The organism is Janthinobacterium saanense (assembly GCF_014200675.1).
In the GTDB taxonomy this organism is placed as follows: Bacteria; Pseudomonadota; Gammaproteobacteria; order Burkholderiales; family Burkholderiaceae_D; genus Janthinobacterium.
The window spans coordinates 57089-72359 of sequence record NZ_JACHCI010000021.1; the positions used below are offsets into that span (position 1 = coordinate 57089).

Annotated in this window: 14 protein-coding genes; 9 read left to right on the plus strand and 5 right to left on the minus strand. The window is 59.0% G+C overall.

Annotated elements, in window-relative coordinates; genetic code table 11:
- Positions 1-323 precede the first annotated feature (323 nt).
- The 8 genes from HDE72_RS22755 (at position 324) to bamC (ending at position 7411) form a co-directional block, all read left to right on the plus strand.
- Positions 324-1202, plus strand: a complete 879-nt coding sequence (locus HDE72_RS22755; RefSeq protein WP_183746205.1) for an alpha/beta fold hydrolase — start codon at positions 324-326, stop codon at positions 1200-1202.
- Between the two features lie 91 nt (positions 1203-1293).
- Positions 1294-2127, plus strand: a complete 834-nt coding sequence (locus HDE72_RS22760) for a 3',5'-nucleoside bisphosphate phosphatase (RefSeq protein WP_183746208.1) — start codon at positions 1294-1296, stop codon at positions 2125-2127.
- Between the two features lie 127 nt (positions 2128-2254).
- Complete coding sequence (gene htpX / locus HDE72_RS22765) at positions 2255-3142, plus strand: protease HtpX (RefSeq protein ID WP_183746211.1); 888 nt, start codon at positions 2255-2257, stop codon at positions 3140-3142.
- Between the two features lie 37 nt (positions 3143-3179).
- A complete protein-coding gene (locus HDE72_RS22770; RefSeq protein WP_183675786.1) occupies positions 3180-3803 on the plus strand; it encodes an L-threonylcarbamoyladenylate synthase in 624 nt (207 codons plus the stop codon).
- Positions 3804-3884: 81 nt separating this feature from the next.
- Positions 3885-4565, plus strand: coding sequence for a site-2 protease family protein (locus HDE72_RS22775; RefSeq protein ID WP_183746214.1), 681 nt, complete (start codon positions 3885-3887; stop codon positions 4563-4565).
- Positions 4566-4610: 45 nt separating this feature from the next.
- Positions 4611-5192 (plus strand): class I SAM-dependent methyltransferase, encoded by a 582-nt coding sequence (locus HDE72_RS22780; RefSeq protein ID WP_183746217.1) that lies wholly within the window; start codon positions 4611-4613, stop codon positions 5190-5192.
- Between the two features lie 84 nt (positions 5193-5276).
- A complete protein-coding gene (gene dapA, locus HDE72_RS22785) occupies positions 5277-6155 on the plus strand; it encodes a 4-hydroxy-tetrahydrodipicolinate synthase (RefSeq protein WP_183746220.1) in 879 nt (292 codons plus the stop codon).
- A gap of 68 nt (positions 6156-6223) precedes the next feature.
- Positions 6224-7411 (plus strand): outer membrane protein assembly factor BamC, encoded by a 1188-nt coding sequence (gene bamC, locus HDE72_RS22790; RefSeq protein WP_183746223.1) that lies wholly within the window; start codon positions 6224-6226, stop codon positions 7409-7411.
- A 168-nt stretch (positions 7412-7579) separates the two neighbouring features.
- On the opposite strand, the gene HDE72_RS22795 is transcribed toward bamC, so the two are convergent.
- Together HDE72_RS22795 and HDE72_RS22800 are read right to left on the minus strand one after the other, a co-directional pair.
- Positions 7580-7831, minus strand: coding sequence for a hypothetical protein (locus tag HDE72_RS22795; RefSeq protein ID WP_183746226.1), 252 nt, complete (start codon positions 7829-7831; stop codon positions 7580-7582).
- Positions 7832-8185: 354 nt separating this feature from the next.
- On the minus strand, positions 8186-9307 hold the full coding sequence (locus HDE72_RS22800; protein ID WP_183746229.1) for a cupin domain-containing protein: 1122 nt from the start codon (positions 9305-9307) through the stop codon (positions 8186-8188).
- Positions 9308-9400: 93 nt separating this feature from the next.
- Between HDE72_RS22800 and HDE72_RS22805 the strand changes: the two genes are divergently transcribed.
- The gene (locus HDE72_RS22805; protein WP_183746232.1) at positions 9401-9952 is read left to right on the plus strand and encodes an FKBP-type peptidyl-prolyl cis-trans isomerase; all 552 of its coding nucleotides are present in this window, start codon (positions 9401-9403) and stop codon (positions 9950-9952) included.
- A gap of 172 nt (positions 9953-10124) precedes the next feature.
- On the opposite strand, the gene HDE72_RS22810 is transcribed toward HDE72_RS22805, so the two are convergent.
- The 3 genes from HDE72_RS22810 to HDE72_RS22820 all read right to left on the minus strand — a co-directional run bounded on the left by HDE72_RS22810 (position 10125) and on the right by HDE72_RS22820 (position 15196).
- On the minus strand, positions 10125-11138 hold the full coding sequence (locus HDE72_RS22810; protein WP_183746235.1) for a hypothetical protein: 1014 nt from the start codon (positions 11136-11138) through the stop codon (positions 10125-10127).
- Positions 11135-13807: a DNA mismatch repair protein MutS gene (gene mutS / locus HDE72_RS22815; RefSeq protein WP_183746238.1), complete on the minus strand. Its 2673-nt coding sequence runs from the start codon at positions 13805-13807 to the stop codon at positions 11135-11137. Before mutS ends, HDE72_RS22810 begins: the two co-directional genes overlap by 4 nt.
- Positions 13808-14035: 228 nt before the next feature.
- A complete protein-coding gene (locus HDE72_RS22820; RefSeq protein ID WP_183746240.1) occupies positions 14036-15196 on the minus strand; it encodes a Fic family protein in 1161 nt (386 codons plus the stop codon).
- Between the last annotated feature and the right edge of the window lie 75 nt (positions 15197-15271).

The window sequence follows — 15271 nt, forward strand, 5'->3', positions numbered from 1 at the left end:
TCTTCTTGAGTTGCATGTTGTTGCATATTAAATTCGCTGGCCGCGTTGATGATGCCGACGGCCTGGTCTTGTCGTTTGCCCAGTGATCAAGGCAGTGCCTGCTGATCGCCGCGATAGACGGTGCTGGAAACGCCGGGCACAGCCGGATGTGGAAGTTTGACGCTATTTTACGCTGGGCTGTTCACTGTTGTAAGACAAGTACGAACAATGGAGCTGATCCGGTATAATTAAAGAACGATCGTACTTTTATGCCTGCGCTATCTACAGGCACAGCATGTGGCGACATCCGCGCTACTTTCAAGGCAGGCAAGGCAATGAAAAACATGAAAACTTCCCGTTCCGAATTCATTTCCATTCGCGGCGCACGCACCCATGTGCGCCATTGGGGCCGCGAAGGCGCGCCTATTTTGTTCATGGTACATGGCTGGATGGACGTGGCCGCCTCGTTCCAGTTTGTCGTCGACGAGCTCGCTGGCGACTGGCATGTGATCGCGCCCGACTGGCGTGGTTTCGGCTTGAGCGACTACACCCAGTCCGATACCTATTGGTTCCCCGACTATCTGGCTGACCTTGATGCCATGCTGCAACATTACTCGCCGGATGCGCCCGTCAACTTGCTGGGCCACAGCATGGGCGCCAACGTGGCCGGCCTGTACGCGGGCGTGCGGCCTGAGCGCATCGTGCGTTTCATCAACCTGGAAGGTTTCGGCATGATGGCCACGCGCCCGTCGCAAGCGCCTGGCCGCTACGCCAGGTGGCTGGACGAATTGCGCGAACCGCCGCAGATGCGCAGCTACCCGAGCCGGCAGGCGGTGGCGGCGCGCCTGCAAAAGACCAATCCGCGCCTGATCGACGAGCGCGCCGCCTTTTTGGCCGAACACTGGTCGGTGCAGAATGAGGCGGGCGAGTGGGAAATCATGGGCGACCCGCGCCACAAGCGCGTCAATCCCATGTTGTACCAGGTCGAGGAAGTGATGGCGTGCTGGCGCCGCATCACGGCGCCCGTGCTGTGGGTGGAAGCGGCCGAGACAAATATGTGGGAATGGATGGGGCCGAAGGAGCAGGCGCGCATCGAGATCGACCGCCGCCTGGGTTTCCTGCAAGACGTGCGCTGTGAAATGATGATGGATGCGGGCCATATGCTGCACCATGACCAGCCAGCCGAACTGGCGCGGCTGGTGGAGCAATTTCTTGCTCAGTAGCATACTGATCACAGGAGCGCTCTCGTCTCTGGCAAGCAGCGTACAATGAAAACTTCTTCCATGTTCAGCCCGCGCGCGGTATTGTTTTCACATGCTTAAAGTCGACCTACATTGCCACTCCAATATCTCCGACGGCGTGCTCGCACCGGCCGCCGTGGCGGCGCATGCGCACCAGGCCGGCGTGAATGTGTGGGCGCTGACGGACCATGATGAAGTGTCGGGCACGGCGGCTGCACGCGCCGCCGCCCTGGACCTGGGCATGCGTTTCGTCGCGGGCGTGGAAATTTCGATTACCTGGGCCGGTCAGACCGTGCACATCGTCGGCTTGCAGATCGATGAAAACAATCCGGCGCTGCTGCAGGGCTTGCATCAGACGCGTTCCGGGCGAGATGCGCGCGGGCGCGAGATTGCCCGCCAGCTGGACCTGGCCGGCCTGCCCGGCGCCTATGAAGGCGCGTTGAAATTCGTCGGCAACCCCGATTTGATGTCGCGCACCCATTTCGCGCGTTACATCATGGAAACGGGCAAGTGTGCGAATATTCCCGAGGTATTCAAAAAATACCTGTCAGAAGGAAAACCCGGTTACGTCGAGCACCGCTGGGCCACTTTGGCGGAAGCGGTGGGCTGGATACGCGGCGCCGGCGGCCTGGCCGTGATCGCCCATCCGGGCCGCTACCGGTTCAGCGACACGGCGCAGGGCGTGCTGTTTGATGAATTCAAGCAATTAGGCGGCGTCGCGATCGAAGTCGTCACGGGCAGCCACAGCCCCGACCAGTATGGCGAGTACGCGCGCCTGGCGAACGACTACGGTTTCCTGGCCTCGCGCGGCAGCGACTTCCATGCACCGGGCGAGTCCCGCGTGGACTTTGCGCAACTGCCACCGCTCCCCGCCAGCGTCACCCCGATCTGGCACGACTGGTTTTAATGCCTTAAAGAATCTGCTTCGCCACGATTCTTAAGGTATTCATAAGACGTGCCGCACTTGAAATGTGCGGCCCCGTACTTATATTTTCACTACTATTGTCTTGAATATTCATCTGGAGCCATCGCCCATGAAACGTATCGTCCTCTTTGTTGTCACCAATCTGGCTGTGATGCTGGTGTTGTCCATCATCCTCAGTTTGCTGGGCGTGGGCAATCCTGCGCGGGGCAGTACCTTGAATCTGGGCAGCCTGCTGGTGTTTTCGCTGGTGGTCGGTTTCACGGGTTCGATTTTCTCCTTGCTGATCAGCAAACCGGTGGCCAAGTGGAGCACCGGTGCGCGCGTGATCGATAACCCCAGTTCGTCAACCGAATTGTGGCTGGTCAATACGGTGCGCGCCCTGTCCGAACGGGCCGGCATCGGCATGCCCGAAGTGGCCGTGTACGAGGGCGACGCGAATGCCTTCGCCACCGGCGCGTTCAAGAATTCGGCCCTGGTGGCAGTATCCACGGGCTTGTTGGAAAGCATGAACCGCGATGAAGTCGAAGCCGTGCTGGGCCATGAGATCGCCCACGTGGCCAATGGCGACATGGTGACCCTGACCCTGATACAGGGCGTGGTCAACACCTTCGTGGTGTTCATGGCGCGCGTGGTGGGTTTCTTTGTCGACAATGTGCTGCTGAAAAATAACAACCGCGAAGGTGGCGGGCGCGGTATCGGTTATTTCGTCACCGTGATGGTGTGCGAAGTGGTGTTCGGCTTGCTCGCTTCCATCATCGTCGCCTGGTTCTCGCGCCAGCGCGAATTCCGCGCCGATGCCGGTTCGGCCAAGCTCCTGGGCAGCCCCACGCCGATGATGCACGCACTGGCCCGTTTGGGCGGCGTGCAGCCGGGCGAATTGCCGCAATCGATGCAGGCGCTGGGCATCAGCGGCGGCAATAGCGGCTGGGGCGCGCTGTTTGCCACCCATCCGCCGATCGAGCAACGCATCGCCGCCTTGCGCGGCGTACAATCATGACGTTTTTCACCAGCTGGCCAGCCAGAACTTAGAGACCATGAGTCAATTTTTTCAGATACACCCCGACAATCCGCAATTGCGCCTGATCAAGCAAGCGGCGCAGATCATCCAGTCCGGCGGCGTGGTGGCCTTGCCCACCGATTCCTGCTACGCGCTGGTGTGCCAGCTCGACGACAAGGGCGCCGTCGAGCGCCTGCGGCGCATCCGGGGTGTGGATGAAAAGCATCACCTGACCTTGCTGTGCCGCGATTTGAGCGAGCTGGGCGTGTATGCCCGCGTCGATAACCGCCAGTTCCGCTTGCTCAAGGCGGCCACGCCGGGCGCTTATACCTTCATACTGGAAGCGACCAAGGAAGTGCCGCGCCGCCTCAGCCACCCGTCGCGCAAGACCATCGGCTTGCGCGTGCCGCAGCACCGCATCGTGCAGTGCTTGCTGGAAGAGCTGGGCCAGCCGCTGCTGGGCGCTACCCTGACCCTGCCCGGCGATGAAGAAAGCCTGACCGATGCGGACACCATCCGCGAACGCCTGGAAAAACTGGTCGACCTGATCATCGATGGCGGCGTGTGCGCGCATGGTCCCAGCACGGTGATCGACCTGACGGGCGCCGAGCCGGAAGTGGTGCGCGTGGGCCGCGGCGACCCGGCTGCGCTGGGCTTGTAAGGGCGGCTGGCCCGGCTTGCTGTCTGTGGTCTTCATGACAGCATAAGAAAGGCGCCGGGCCGCTCTGGTAGAATCGCGGTCATGAGCAATTTCAACGAGATAGTCCAGACCATCGCGGTCTACCTGATACCGGTTCTTTTTGCGATCTCCCTGCATGAAGCCGCGCATGGTTATGTGGCCCGGTATTTTGGCGATCCCACGGCGTCCAATGAAGGGCGGCTGAGCCTCAATCCCATCCGGCATATCGATCCCTTCGGCACGATCCTCTTGCCGCTGCTGCTGTATTTCACGATACAAGTGCCGTTCGGTTATGCCCGGCCGGTGCCAGTCGATTTCAACCGCCTGCGCAATCCCAAAAAACAGATGGCCTGGGTGGCCGCTGCGGGCCCGGCGGCCAATCTGGTCATGGCGCTGGCCTGGATGGTTGCTTTCATCGTGCTGGCGGACAAGGTGTCGGCCTCGCCCTTGCAGGCGTATCTGCTGGAAGTGACCCAGGCCGGCGTGCTGGTCAATGCAGTGATGTGCGTGTTTAACCTGATCCCCGTGCCGCCGCTCGATGGCGGCCGTATCGTCACCGGCCTGTTGCCGCTGGAATTGTCGAAACAATATGCGCGGCTCGACCGGTATACGCCGTTTATCTTCGTCGGACTGATACTGCTCAGTTATACCGGCGTGCTTGGTAAATTTTTGCCGGGCATCGTGCAGGTCGTCATCCAGGGTGTGTATGCGCTGACGTTGCCGCTGCGAATGCTGCTGGCTTGAGGCCAGGCAAATTGAGCGACAAGCAAATTAAATGATGGAATATGAATGCAAGCAATAAAACAAGTAGAGCCGTTAGTAGAGAGTGAAACAATTTCAGCCTGGGTGCGCCGTTGGGCGCCTTTGATCCCCGGTGGCGAAGTGCTGGACCTGGCCTGTGGCAACGGCCGCCATGCGCGCCACCTGGTCAGCCTGGGCCACCCGGTGATCGCGCTCGACCATGATCCCGAAATGCTGGAACAGGCGGCAGGCACGGGCATCGTTACCTCGCTGGTGGATCTGGAAGCGCCGGGCGCCGTCTGGCCCTTTGCGGCCGGCCGCTTTGCCGGCATCGTGGTGACGAATTATCTGCATCGCCCTTTGATCGAATCGCTGGTGGCCAGCCTGGCGCCCGATGGCCTGCTGGTCTACGAAACTTTTTCTGAAGGCAATGAGCAATTCGGCAAGCCATCGAATCCGAAATTCCTGCTCAAGGAAGGCGAAATGCTGACCTGGGCCGCGCAGCAGGGCTTGCGCGTGGTGGCCTATGAAGAGGGAAGGGTAGAGCAGCCAAAAGCTGCTCTGGTGCAACGAATTTGTGCTGTTCGGCCGGATTTTCCACGGTTGGCGGCCCTGTTGCCACCGTTTTGAGCGGCGTTTCTACTGCAGAATGCACCACAGGCGCGGGCTATCCGCTACAATCGTTGTTTTATTTATCGGCGCTATAAAATTACTATGATCAAGGGCAGCATTGTAGCAATCGTCACCCCGATGCACGCAGATGGCAGTCTGGACATTCCAGGCCTGCGCAAGCTGATCGACTGGCATATCGCCGAGGGGACGGATGGCATCGTCATCGTGGGCACCACGGGCGAATCGGCAACAGTGAGCGTGGAAGAGCACTGCGAACTGATCAAGCTGACCGTCGAACATGCCAAGGGACGCATTCCTATCATCGCCGGCGCCGGTGGCAATTCCACAGCCGAAGCCATCAAACTGACGCGCTACGCCAAAGAAGCGGGCGCCGATGCTGTCTTGCAAGTGGTTCCGTACTACAACCGTCCTACCCAGGAAGGCATGTACCAGCACTTCAAGGCCATCGCCGAAGCCGTCGAGATTCCTGTGATCCTGTACAACGTACCTGGCCGCACCGTTGCCGACATGAGCAACGAGACCATCGTGCGCCTGTCGGCGGTTGCCAATATCGTTGGCGTGAAAGACGCGACCGGCAATATCGGCCGTGGCATTGATTTGCTGCGCCTGGTGCCAGCCGATTTCGCCGTCTACTCGGGCGACGATCCGACCGCCATGGCGCTGATGTTCTGCGGTGGCCACGGTAATATTTCCGTGACCGCCAACGTCGCGCCGCGCGCCATGCACGAACTGTGCGTGGCCGCCATGGCTGGCGAACGTGCCAAGGCCATCGCCATCAATAACAAGGTATTTCCGCTGCATCAGAAATTGTTTGTCGAGCCTAATCCAGTGCCTGTCAAATGGGCGCTGGCGGAAATGGGCATGATGCCCGCCGGCATACGCTTGCCTTTGGTACCGCTGGCTGAAAATTGCCATGCCACGGTACGCGAAGCCTTGCGCGACGCCGGTGTCTTATCTTAAGCCCTGACTAGCACAGTCCGGACCTTCCCTGATTTCAGCTGCCTCTTAGCTTCTTATCCAGTAACGACATGACTAATAGCAAGAAAACCAACCCGGCACCTGCCACCATCGCCGTTCGCGGCCTCGTCATTGGCGCCGTCGCAGCCAGCCTCGCCGGCTGTGGCATGATCAGTTCGGTGGTCGGTGGCGACAAGGTCGACTACAAGTCGGTCAAGAAAGCCAGCACCCTGGACGTGCCACCCGATCTGACCCAATTGCAGCAAGACAACCGCTACGCTTTGCCAGATTCAAAAAATGGCATCGCTACGGCATCGGGCTACAACGCGCAGCGTAATGCCACGGCAGGCGCACCGGTCGCCACCAGCGCCACCGGCGGCGCGGTCGACGTGGTGCCCGTTGCGGCAGGTGGCGTCAAGGTCGAACGTGCAGGCAACCAGCGCTGGCTGGTGGTCAAGCAGTCGCCTGAAGTGCTGTGGCCGCAACTGAAGCAATTCTGGGAAGATTCCGGTTTCAATCTCGCCATCGATGAGCCGACCGCCGGCATCATGGAAACCGAGTGGAATGAAAACCGCGCCAAGCTGCCGCAAGACATCATTCGCAACACCATCGGCAAGGTCTTCGACTCCCTGTATTCGACGGGCGAGAAAGACAAGTACCGTACCCGCCTGGAGCGCCTGCCGGACGGCTCGACCGAAATCTACATCAGCCACCGTGGCGTGGAAGAGGTCTTGACGGGCCGCGACAAGGAAACCACCACCTGGACCGCGCGTCCTAACGATCCGGGCCTGGAAGCGCAATTTCTGGCCAAGCTGATGATACGCCTGGGCGCCGCCACCGATGACGCGCAAGCCAAGACGGCCGTCGATTCGGCCATCGTCCAGCCGCTGCACGCCAAGCTGGTGGGCGAGGGTGTCACGCACGCCATCGAAGTCGATGAAGGTTTCGACCGCGCCTGGCGCCGTGTCGGCCTGGCGCTGGACCGCGTCGGCTTCACCGTGGAAGACCGCGACCGCACGCAAGGCACATATTTCGTGCGCTACGTCGATCCGGATGCAGTCAAGCCAGAAGGTTTCTTCACGAAGCTGTTCAGCTGGGGTTCGTCCGACAAGGACAAGGAAGCGCAGCGCTACCGCGTGGCGGTCAAGGCCGGCAATGGTTCGACCAGCCTGGTCAGCATTCTGAGCAACGAAGGCAAGCCAGATACCACGCCAGTGGCCGGCAAGATCCTGGGCTTGCTGAACGATCAGCTGAAATAAGCACGGCGGCAGGCATAAAGCCTGCTGATAAAAAAAGGCTGGCTCCTTGCGGAAGCCAGCCTTTTTTATTGCCTGCGCTATTTATTAGCGGCTCTGCTTAAAGAGCATAAAAGGTGCGGGCATAAAAAAACCGGCCCGAAGGCCGGTTTTCTTTGAAGCAGGGTGCTATTACTTAGCAGCCGATGCAGCGGTCGAAGCAGCAGCAGCAGCGTCCGAAGCAGCCGAAGCAGCGCTCGAAGCAGCAGCAGCAGCGTCGGTAGCGGCCGAAGCAGCAGCGTCAGCAGCTGGAGCTGGAGCAGCTTCTGCTGGAGCTGGTGCTGGGGTTTCAACTACTGGTGCTGGTGCAGGAGCTTCTTCTTTTTTGCTGCAAGCGGCCAGAGCAACAACCATCAGGGAGGCGATCAGCAGGGATTTTTTCATTTGTTTTCCTTAATTATTTCAAAAAATAAATCAACATTGTTGCGATGAATAATTACCGGTAATTATCGCTCGTTAGGTCGTCTTCGAAGGCTTTTCGTACCAGGTGGTGCCTGCCAGACAACGGAAACTTCCTAACCGAATATTATAGCGATTTTTGGTGCGTCGCAATAGCAGCAAGAGGCAAATCCGCAACTATTTTGTGATAACGCAATAATTAGCAAAGCAAATTGCAAGCAAGTGTAAGTGTTTTGCGTAAGCGCCACAAAACGATATAAAAATATTATGTTTTATTGCGCTAACGCAGAAACATAAATACCTGCTGCGTGTAGCGCCACTTTTATTGCAACGCAGCTATCAGGCCAGTTCGATCCAGCCATCCTGATACCAGGTGTACAAAGCGTCCATCACGTCATCAGAGGCTTGCGCCACGGCCGCGCCAGCTAGCGCACGGTCATTGGCCAAGGTCTCCAGCGCCGTTTTATCGGCCCGGCCGATGGCGAACGATTCGCCATTGATGAAGACATTCTTGCCACGATACAGCATCAAGGTCTTACGTGACAACACGACACCTTTTTTGTGTGCGGCATCCGTGAAGCGGCCTACCGTCAGTGGTTTGGACAGCGGCGTGAAAAACACATTGTGTTTTGGTTCGGATAGGTGTTCCCCCAGGAAAATGGTCACATCTTCTTCCGTGAAGCGCACTTTGTTCAGCTCTTCCGTGATGGTGCTGAGCATCTCGCGCGGGATTTCCGCCGGCTTGGCCGAGGCTTTCAACTCAGGATCTGCATAGCGGCCCGGCAAGTCGATCGAGTCGGCCATGAATTGCAAAAAGGCTTCACCCAGCTCCTGGAACGACGGCGAGCGGAAACCGATCGAATAGGTCTGGCAGTCGCCAATGGCCACGCCGTCGTGCGCGTAGTGGGGCGGCAGATACAGCATGTCGCCCGGTTCGAGCGTGAATTCTTCGTCCGGCGTGAAATTGCTGAGGATTTTCAAGGGCAGGCCGTCGATCAGGCTCAGGTCTTTCTGCGCGCTGATGCGCCAGTGGCGCTTGCCCTGGCCTTGCAGCAGGAATACATCGTAGGAATCGAAATGCGGGCCCACGCCGCCGCCATCGGTGGCAAAACTGACCATCAGGTCGTCGAGGCGCGCATCCGGCAGGAAACGGAACTGGCGCAGCAGTGCATCGGCTTGTGCATTGTGCAGGTTGGCGCCCTGCACCAGCAGGGTCCATTCCTTCTGTTTCGGTGAGGGCAGGCTGGTCAATGGACCTTGCTGCATGGACCAGTGGCCATCCACATGGCTGACCAGGCGCGATTCGACATGGTCGAGCTTGGCCAGTTCAGCCATGGCCTTGAAGTCCAGCAGGGGCTTGAAGCCAGGCACGGCCTGACGGATCAGCAGGGGTTTTTTATGCCAGTAGTCGCGCAGGAATTGCGCTGGCGTGATGTCGCCGAGGAGAGTTAATGTTTTCATGCGCCCATTATAACAACCGCAAATGCAGGAATGCGCTCGCCGCATGCGTCGGAAAGGTATAATTTGCCAGCTTATACAATGAAAGGAAGCATAATGAAGATTGCCAAAAATACAGTCGTTACTGTCAACTACAAACTGTCAGACGCGCAAGACAATCTGATCGAAGATGGCAGTCAGCCTATGGTCTACCTGCACGGTGATTATGAAAACACCCTGCCGAAGATCGAAGAAGAGCTCGACGGCAAGGAAGTTGGCTATTCCAACACGATCCAGATCGAACCAGACGATGCTTTCGGTGAATACGATCCTGCGCTGGTCAAGGTCGAGCCACGCAACCGCCTGCCTGAGCCGCTGGAAGTGGGCATGCAGTTCGAAGGCATGCCGGAAAGCGACTCGCCTGACGAAGAAGCGATGATCTTCACCGTCACCGATATCGCCGACGACAAAGTCGTTCTGGATGGCAACCATCCACTGGCAGGCATCGCGCTGCGCTTCTCGCTGACCGTCGCTGACGTGCGCGAAGCCACCGAAGAAGAAATCGCCCACGGCCACGTGCATGGCGCGCATGGCCATGACCATGGTGATGATGAGGGTGATGACGAAGGCGCCGAAGGCGATCACTTCCGTACCCACCCTATCCACTAAGTGGTAACGCCTGACCAGACCTGCTGCGCGTCGGTATAGGTAGCCTGCGATGCTCACCGTACTTGAGTACGGTTGCGCTTCTTAGCCGCCTCTCCCTTCCGCTCGCTACGGTCTGGCCAGGCGTCGTGACGCCTGTTGGATCATGACGTGTGGGTTGTCCTGGGCTGTGCGCTTAGCGGCGCACGGTCGGGGACTTGGCTCTGGCTTGCGCTGGTTTGAGCGTGCGTTCACGCACGTCAAACAGGGGCGACTTGCCGGGTTGGACTGCGATGGTGGCCCAGTCGCTGTCGATGCTGATGTGGCCGAGGTTGTCTTTCCAGTTGATTTTTGGTCCCTGGGTGCTTTTCTTGCCCGTCTTTTTGCTGCCCGCCTGGGTGTCTACCAGCAATACCTTGCCTTCGAATTTCTTGGCCAGCAGGCGGATTTGCTTGCGCGGGCTGGCGAAACCATCTTGCTTGCTGCTGAAATTGGGTAGCAGCGAACTTTCCTCTTCTTCCAGTATGTGCACGTCGCCGTCCGAGAACAGCACGATGCCGTCCAGTTTCTTGCGCTGGGCCATGGCGAATAAACGTTGTAGCCAGGAACGGTTGGCCACCAGCCGGTCTTCGAATTCGCTGTTGCGGCCTGCTTCTGGCAGGAAATGGTTGTTGTTTGCTGGCAGGTTGACGGTGGCAAACAGCACGCCGCCATATTCCCAGTGGGCATTTTCCGCATAACTGCGGAACTTGGCCGTCGACGATAAGCGCGACAGGCTCAGTTTGCGCTGGCCCAGGCTGCTGTCGTCGGCAAAGAATACTTCGCGCAAGCGGTTCAGGCGTTCGATGGCGTTGGCGCGCCCCCGTGAATTGCGGCAGTTGGCCCAGTCGCTGGCCGACAGCGAAATGACCAGCGGCTGGCTGCTCGCGTCCAGCAAATCCTTGCGCTGGCTGTACAGCTTGTCGCTGCACGATTCGCTGGCTGCCTTGATGCCGGTCGCCACCAGAAAGGCGGGATGCAGGTTGTTGCTATCCTCGATCGCATGTTTTAAGGGGGCATCGTCCGGCCCCGCCTTGAAGGAATGCCCCAGCACGGCAAAGTCGAAGCCAGGTTCTTCTGCCTTTGCCAGCGCGCTCTGCCATAGCAGGCACACCGCCAGCGTACTGGCGGCGAGCCTTGCCAGGCTGACTTTGCCGGATTGGCTGATCATGCCTGCGCCAGCCGTTTCAGCTGGTACAACTGTTCCAGCGCATCGCGTGGCGTCAGCGCATCGGGGTCGAGGTCGGCGATGGCGTCCAGCAAGGCTTGCTGCGCCTCGTTGAGGGCAGCGGCCGGTGCCTGGGCTTCTTCTTCCTCTTGCGCATACGGATCGGCTGACGGCGCGGCAAACAGGTCGCGTTGCGGCGTAGCATCGAGCGCCTGCGCTTCCAGACGCGCCAGATGCTTGCGCGCGGCCTTGATCACCGGCTGCGGCACGCCTGCCAGCTGCGCCACCTGCAAGCCATAGCTTTGCGAGGCCGGGCCCGCCTGCACCGCGTGCAGGAAGACGATGCTGTCCTTGTGCTCGACGGCCGACAGATGCACATTGGCCGCGCTCGGATGGCTGTCCGGCAATTGCGTCAGCTCAAAATAGTGCGTGGCGAACAGGGTAAAGCTGCGGCTGCTGTCGATCAGGTGGCGCGCGATGGCCCAAGCCAGGGCCAGGCCATCGAAAGTCGAGGTGCCGCGGCCCACTTCATCCATCAGCACCAGCGAGTGTTCGGTGGCGCCGTTCAAAATCGCGGCCGATTCCGTCATTTCCACCATGAAGGTCGAGCGGCCGCCCGCCAGGTCGTCGGTGGCGCCGATACGCGTGAAGATGCGGTCGATCGGGCCGATGGTCGCGCTGGAAGCCGGTACATAACTGCCCACATAGGCCAGCAGGGTGATCAGGGCCACCTGGCGCATGAAGGTCGATTTACCGCCCATGTTCGGGCCGGTGATCAGCAGCAAGCGGCGTTCATTGACGAGTCGGCAATCGTTGGCGATAAAGCGTTCGATCTGTTTTTCCACTACCGGGTGGCGGCCTTCGACGATGTTGATGCACGGTTCGCTGACCAGCTGCGGCGCGACCCAGTTGTGCTGCTGTGCATGTTCCGTCAGCGCATTCAAGGTGTCGAGCTGGGCCAGGCCCTGGGCGATGGTTTGCAGGGTGCCGATATGCGGCGCCAGCTCCGCCAGCAGCAGGTCGTACAGCAGCTTTTCGCGCACCAGCGCCTTGTCTTGCGCCGACAGGGCCTTGTCTTCGAACACTTTCAATTCCGGCGTGATATAGCGCTCGGCGTTTTTCAGGGTCTGGCGGCGGCGGTAATCGTCGGGCACCTTGTCGGTCTGGCCGTGCGTGACTTCAATATAGAAGCCATGCACCTTGTTGTATTCCACGCGCAGGTTGGCGATGCCCGTGCGGGCCCGTTCGCGTATTTCCAGGTCCAGCAGGAACTGGCCCGCGTTTTCCGACAGCGCGCGCAATTCATCGAGTTCGGCGTCGTAGCCGCGTGCAAACACGCCGCCGTCGCGCACCATCGCCGCCGGTTCCTGCGCCACGGCGCGCATCAGCAGTTCCAGGCAGCTTTCCGGCGTGGCCAGGGCAGTGCGGATGGCGGCCAGCAAGACGTTGTCACTGCCTTGGCTCTGGCAGCGGATTACTTGTTCGCGCAAGGCAGGCAATTGCAGCAAGCCATCGCGCAGCGCCGCCAGGTCGCGCGGGCGCGCCGACAGCAGCGCGATGCGGGTGGTGATGCGTTCAATATCGGGCACTTGCGCCAGGGTCGCCGCCAGCGGACCGGCCGCCTCGCTTTGCGCCAGTGCGGCAATCGCTTCGTGGCGTGCGCGGGCAACACTCTGGTCGCGCCGTGCATGGTGCAGCCAGTGGCGCAGCATGCGCGAACCCATGGTCGTGCGGCAATGGTCGAGCAGCGAGAACAGGGTCGGCGATTCCTGGCCGCGTATGGTTTCCGTCAATTCCAGGTTGCGCCGCGTGGCGGCGTCCAGGCCGATGAATTCGCTTTCGGTTTCCGTCGTCAGCGAGCGCACATGCTGCAAGCCACGGCCTTGCGTGGACTGCGCATAACGCAGCAGCGCACCGGCCGCTCCAAACGCCGCACCCAGGCCATCGGCGCCAAAACCGGTCAAAGTGGCCACGCCCAGCTGGTCCAGCAGCGCCTTGTGGCCGCCGACCACGTCGAAATGCCAGTCCGGCACGCGGTTCACATGTGTGCCGGCATCGTTTTCGAACAGGTCGCCATTGTCGCCGCTGAGAATCTCGGCCGGTACGATGCGTTCCAGTTCCTGGCGCAAGCGGGTGGTGACGGTGGCGCTATCGCCCGAAAACTCCATCAGCTTCAGGGCGCCGCTGGCCAGCGACAGCCAGGCCAGGCCCGTCGTCACCGTCTTGCGCTGCGTCACGCTGCACATGGCCAGGAGTGGCCGCTCGGATTTTTCTGGCAGCAAGTCGGCATCCGTCAAAGTGCCTGGCGTGACCACGCGCATGACCTTGCGCTCGACCGGTCCCTTGCTGGTGGCCGGGTCGCCAATCTGTTCGCAAATCGCCACCGACTCGCCCAGCTTGACCAGCTTGGCCAGGTAGCCATCGAGCGAATGAAACGGCACGCCGCACATCTTGATCGGATTGCCACTGGCCGCGCCGCGCGCCGTCAGGGTAATGCCCAGCAAGCGCGACGCTTTTTCCGCATCTTCAAAAAACAGCTCGTAGAAATCGCCCATGCGGTAAAACACCAACATCGTCGGGTGATTGTCCTTGATCGCCATATATTGCTGCATCATGGGCGTGAGCTTGCTCCGCTGGAGGTTGGCAAGCTCTTGATTTGACTGCATATTCATTGTAAGTCTTTGAGTTTGATCGTTGTTCTGTGTGGAATTCGGTGCTGCGTTTGCGCTATTGCGCAGCAGGCCATACTTTACCATTAGCGGCTGCCCGGCACTGCCACTTGCGGCGACAAAGTCGAGGGAATGATGGATTTGTCGCTATAAAAGATTACGCGATGGCCAGCACATGGTTGCCACTTTTGCCGATCTCGCCAGCGGCGGCAATCGCGTTCTCCATGTCATTCACTTTTCCATGGAACTGGGAACGAATCCCTCTTCGGTCAGGGCCTTTATGACGCCGCGCAATAGGTAATTGTTGGTGAAGCAGATCGCGTACTGTCTGGCGCCTGGGTAGATTGCTTGCAGCATTTTCAGTTCTACCAGCCGTTTTATCTGATATGTGCGCTGGTTGTCAGTCAACTTTGGCATGATCTTTTTCAGGTCCGCCGATTTTGCACTTTTCAGCCGTACAACTTCAAGCAATACGTGATATTCGGCGAGCGTTATCAGCTGTCGCGCTCGTGAAATGTTGAGTGCCGGAATGAGAATTTTTTGCTCGATGTAATCGTAGTGTGTCAGCCGATCTACTTTTTGCAGCTCAATTAACACTCCTTCCAGTACGTAGATACACCAGTTTTCAATTCCCTGTGCGGTTCCACTATCTGCGGCGGCAAGCATCTGGTAGTAGCGCTCCCGGTTGTTGCAGAAGACTGCTGTCGGGTTTAACACGCGCCCATCTTTGACGTTGAAGCCGTATTTGATGAGGAGAGCGTATGTCAGGAGGCGGACGACTCTTCCGTTTCCGTTCGAGAAAGGATGAATCCAGCCGAACCGGTGATGCGTGAGGGCTACTTTCATCAGATCGTACTTGGGCGCTGAGGCGGTGTTGACAAAATCAGTCAACTCTTTCATGTATTGCGGCACGGCAAGTGCCTCAGGTGGAAGATGCGCCGACATGGCGATGTTTACCGGTCCTTCCCGATATGCCCCCGGTGTTTTGTCGCCCTCACGCTGTAAGGTGCTCACGGCAATGGCGTGCAACTCGCGTATGAACGTTTCGGTCAATGGTGCACCAGGCTCCATGGCTTCTTCAACATACCGCATCGCTACTTCGATGTTGCTGATTTCTTTCATCTGTTCACCGTTGCCAGCCCCGTCATCGCCTCGTACTGTTGCGTCGACAAGATCGGCCAGCGTAGTGTGATTGCCTTCGATGCGGGCAGACCCCAGACTTTCCAGCATGTGGAAAATGTGCTTGAGCTGGAAGAACGCGCCCGCAGGCGTGCTGCCGCCCAATTGCAGGCGTCGAAGATGCTCAAGTTCATTGACGACATCCACTAGCGGTGAATCAAATGTCGGGTTGCATAACTTGAGCTCGAAGTGTTCAAACTTGGGCTTATCCATGGAGGGAATCTAGAAGTTATTGACAGTGGTGTCAATAACTATCTCAAATCTTCTCGGAAAAACCTTTTTAAATCA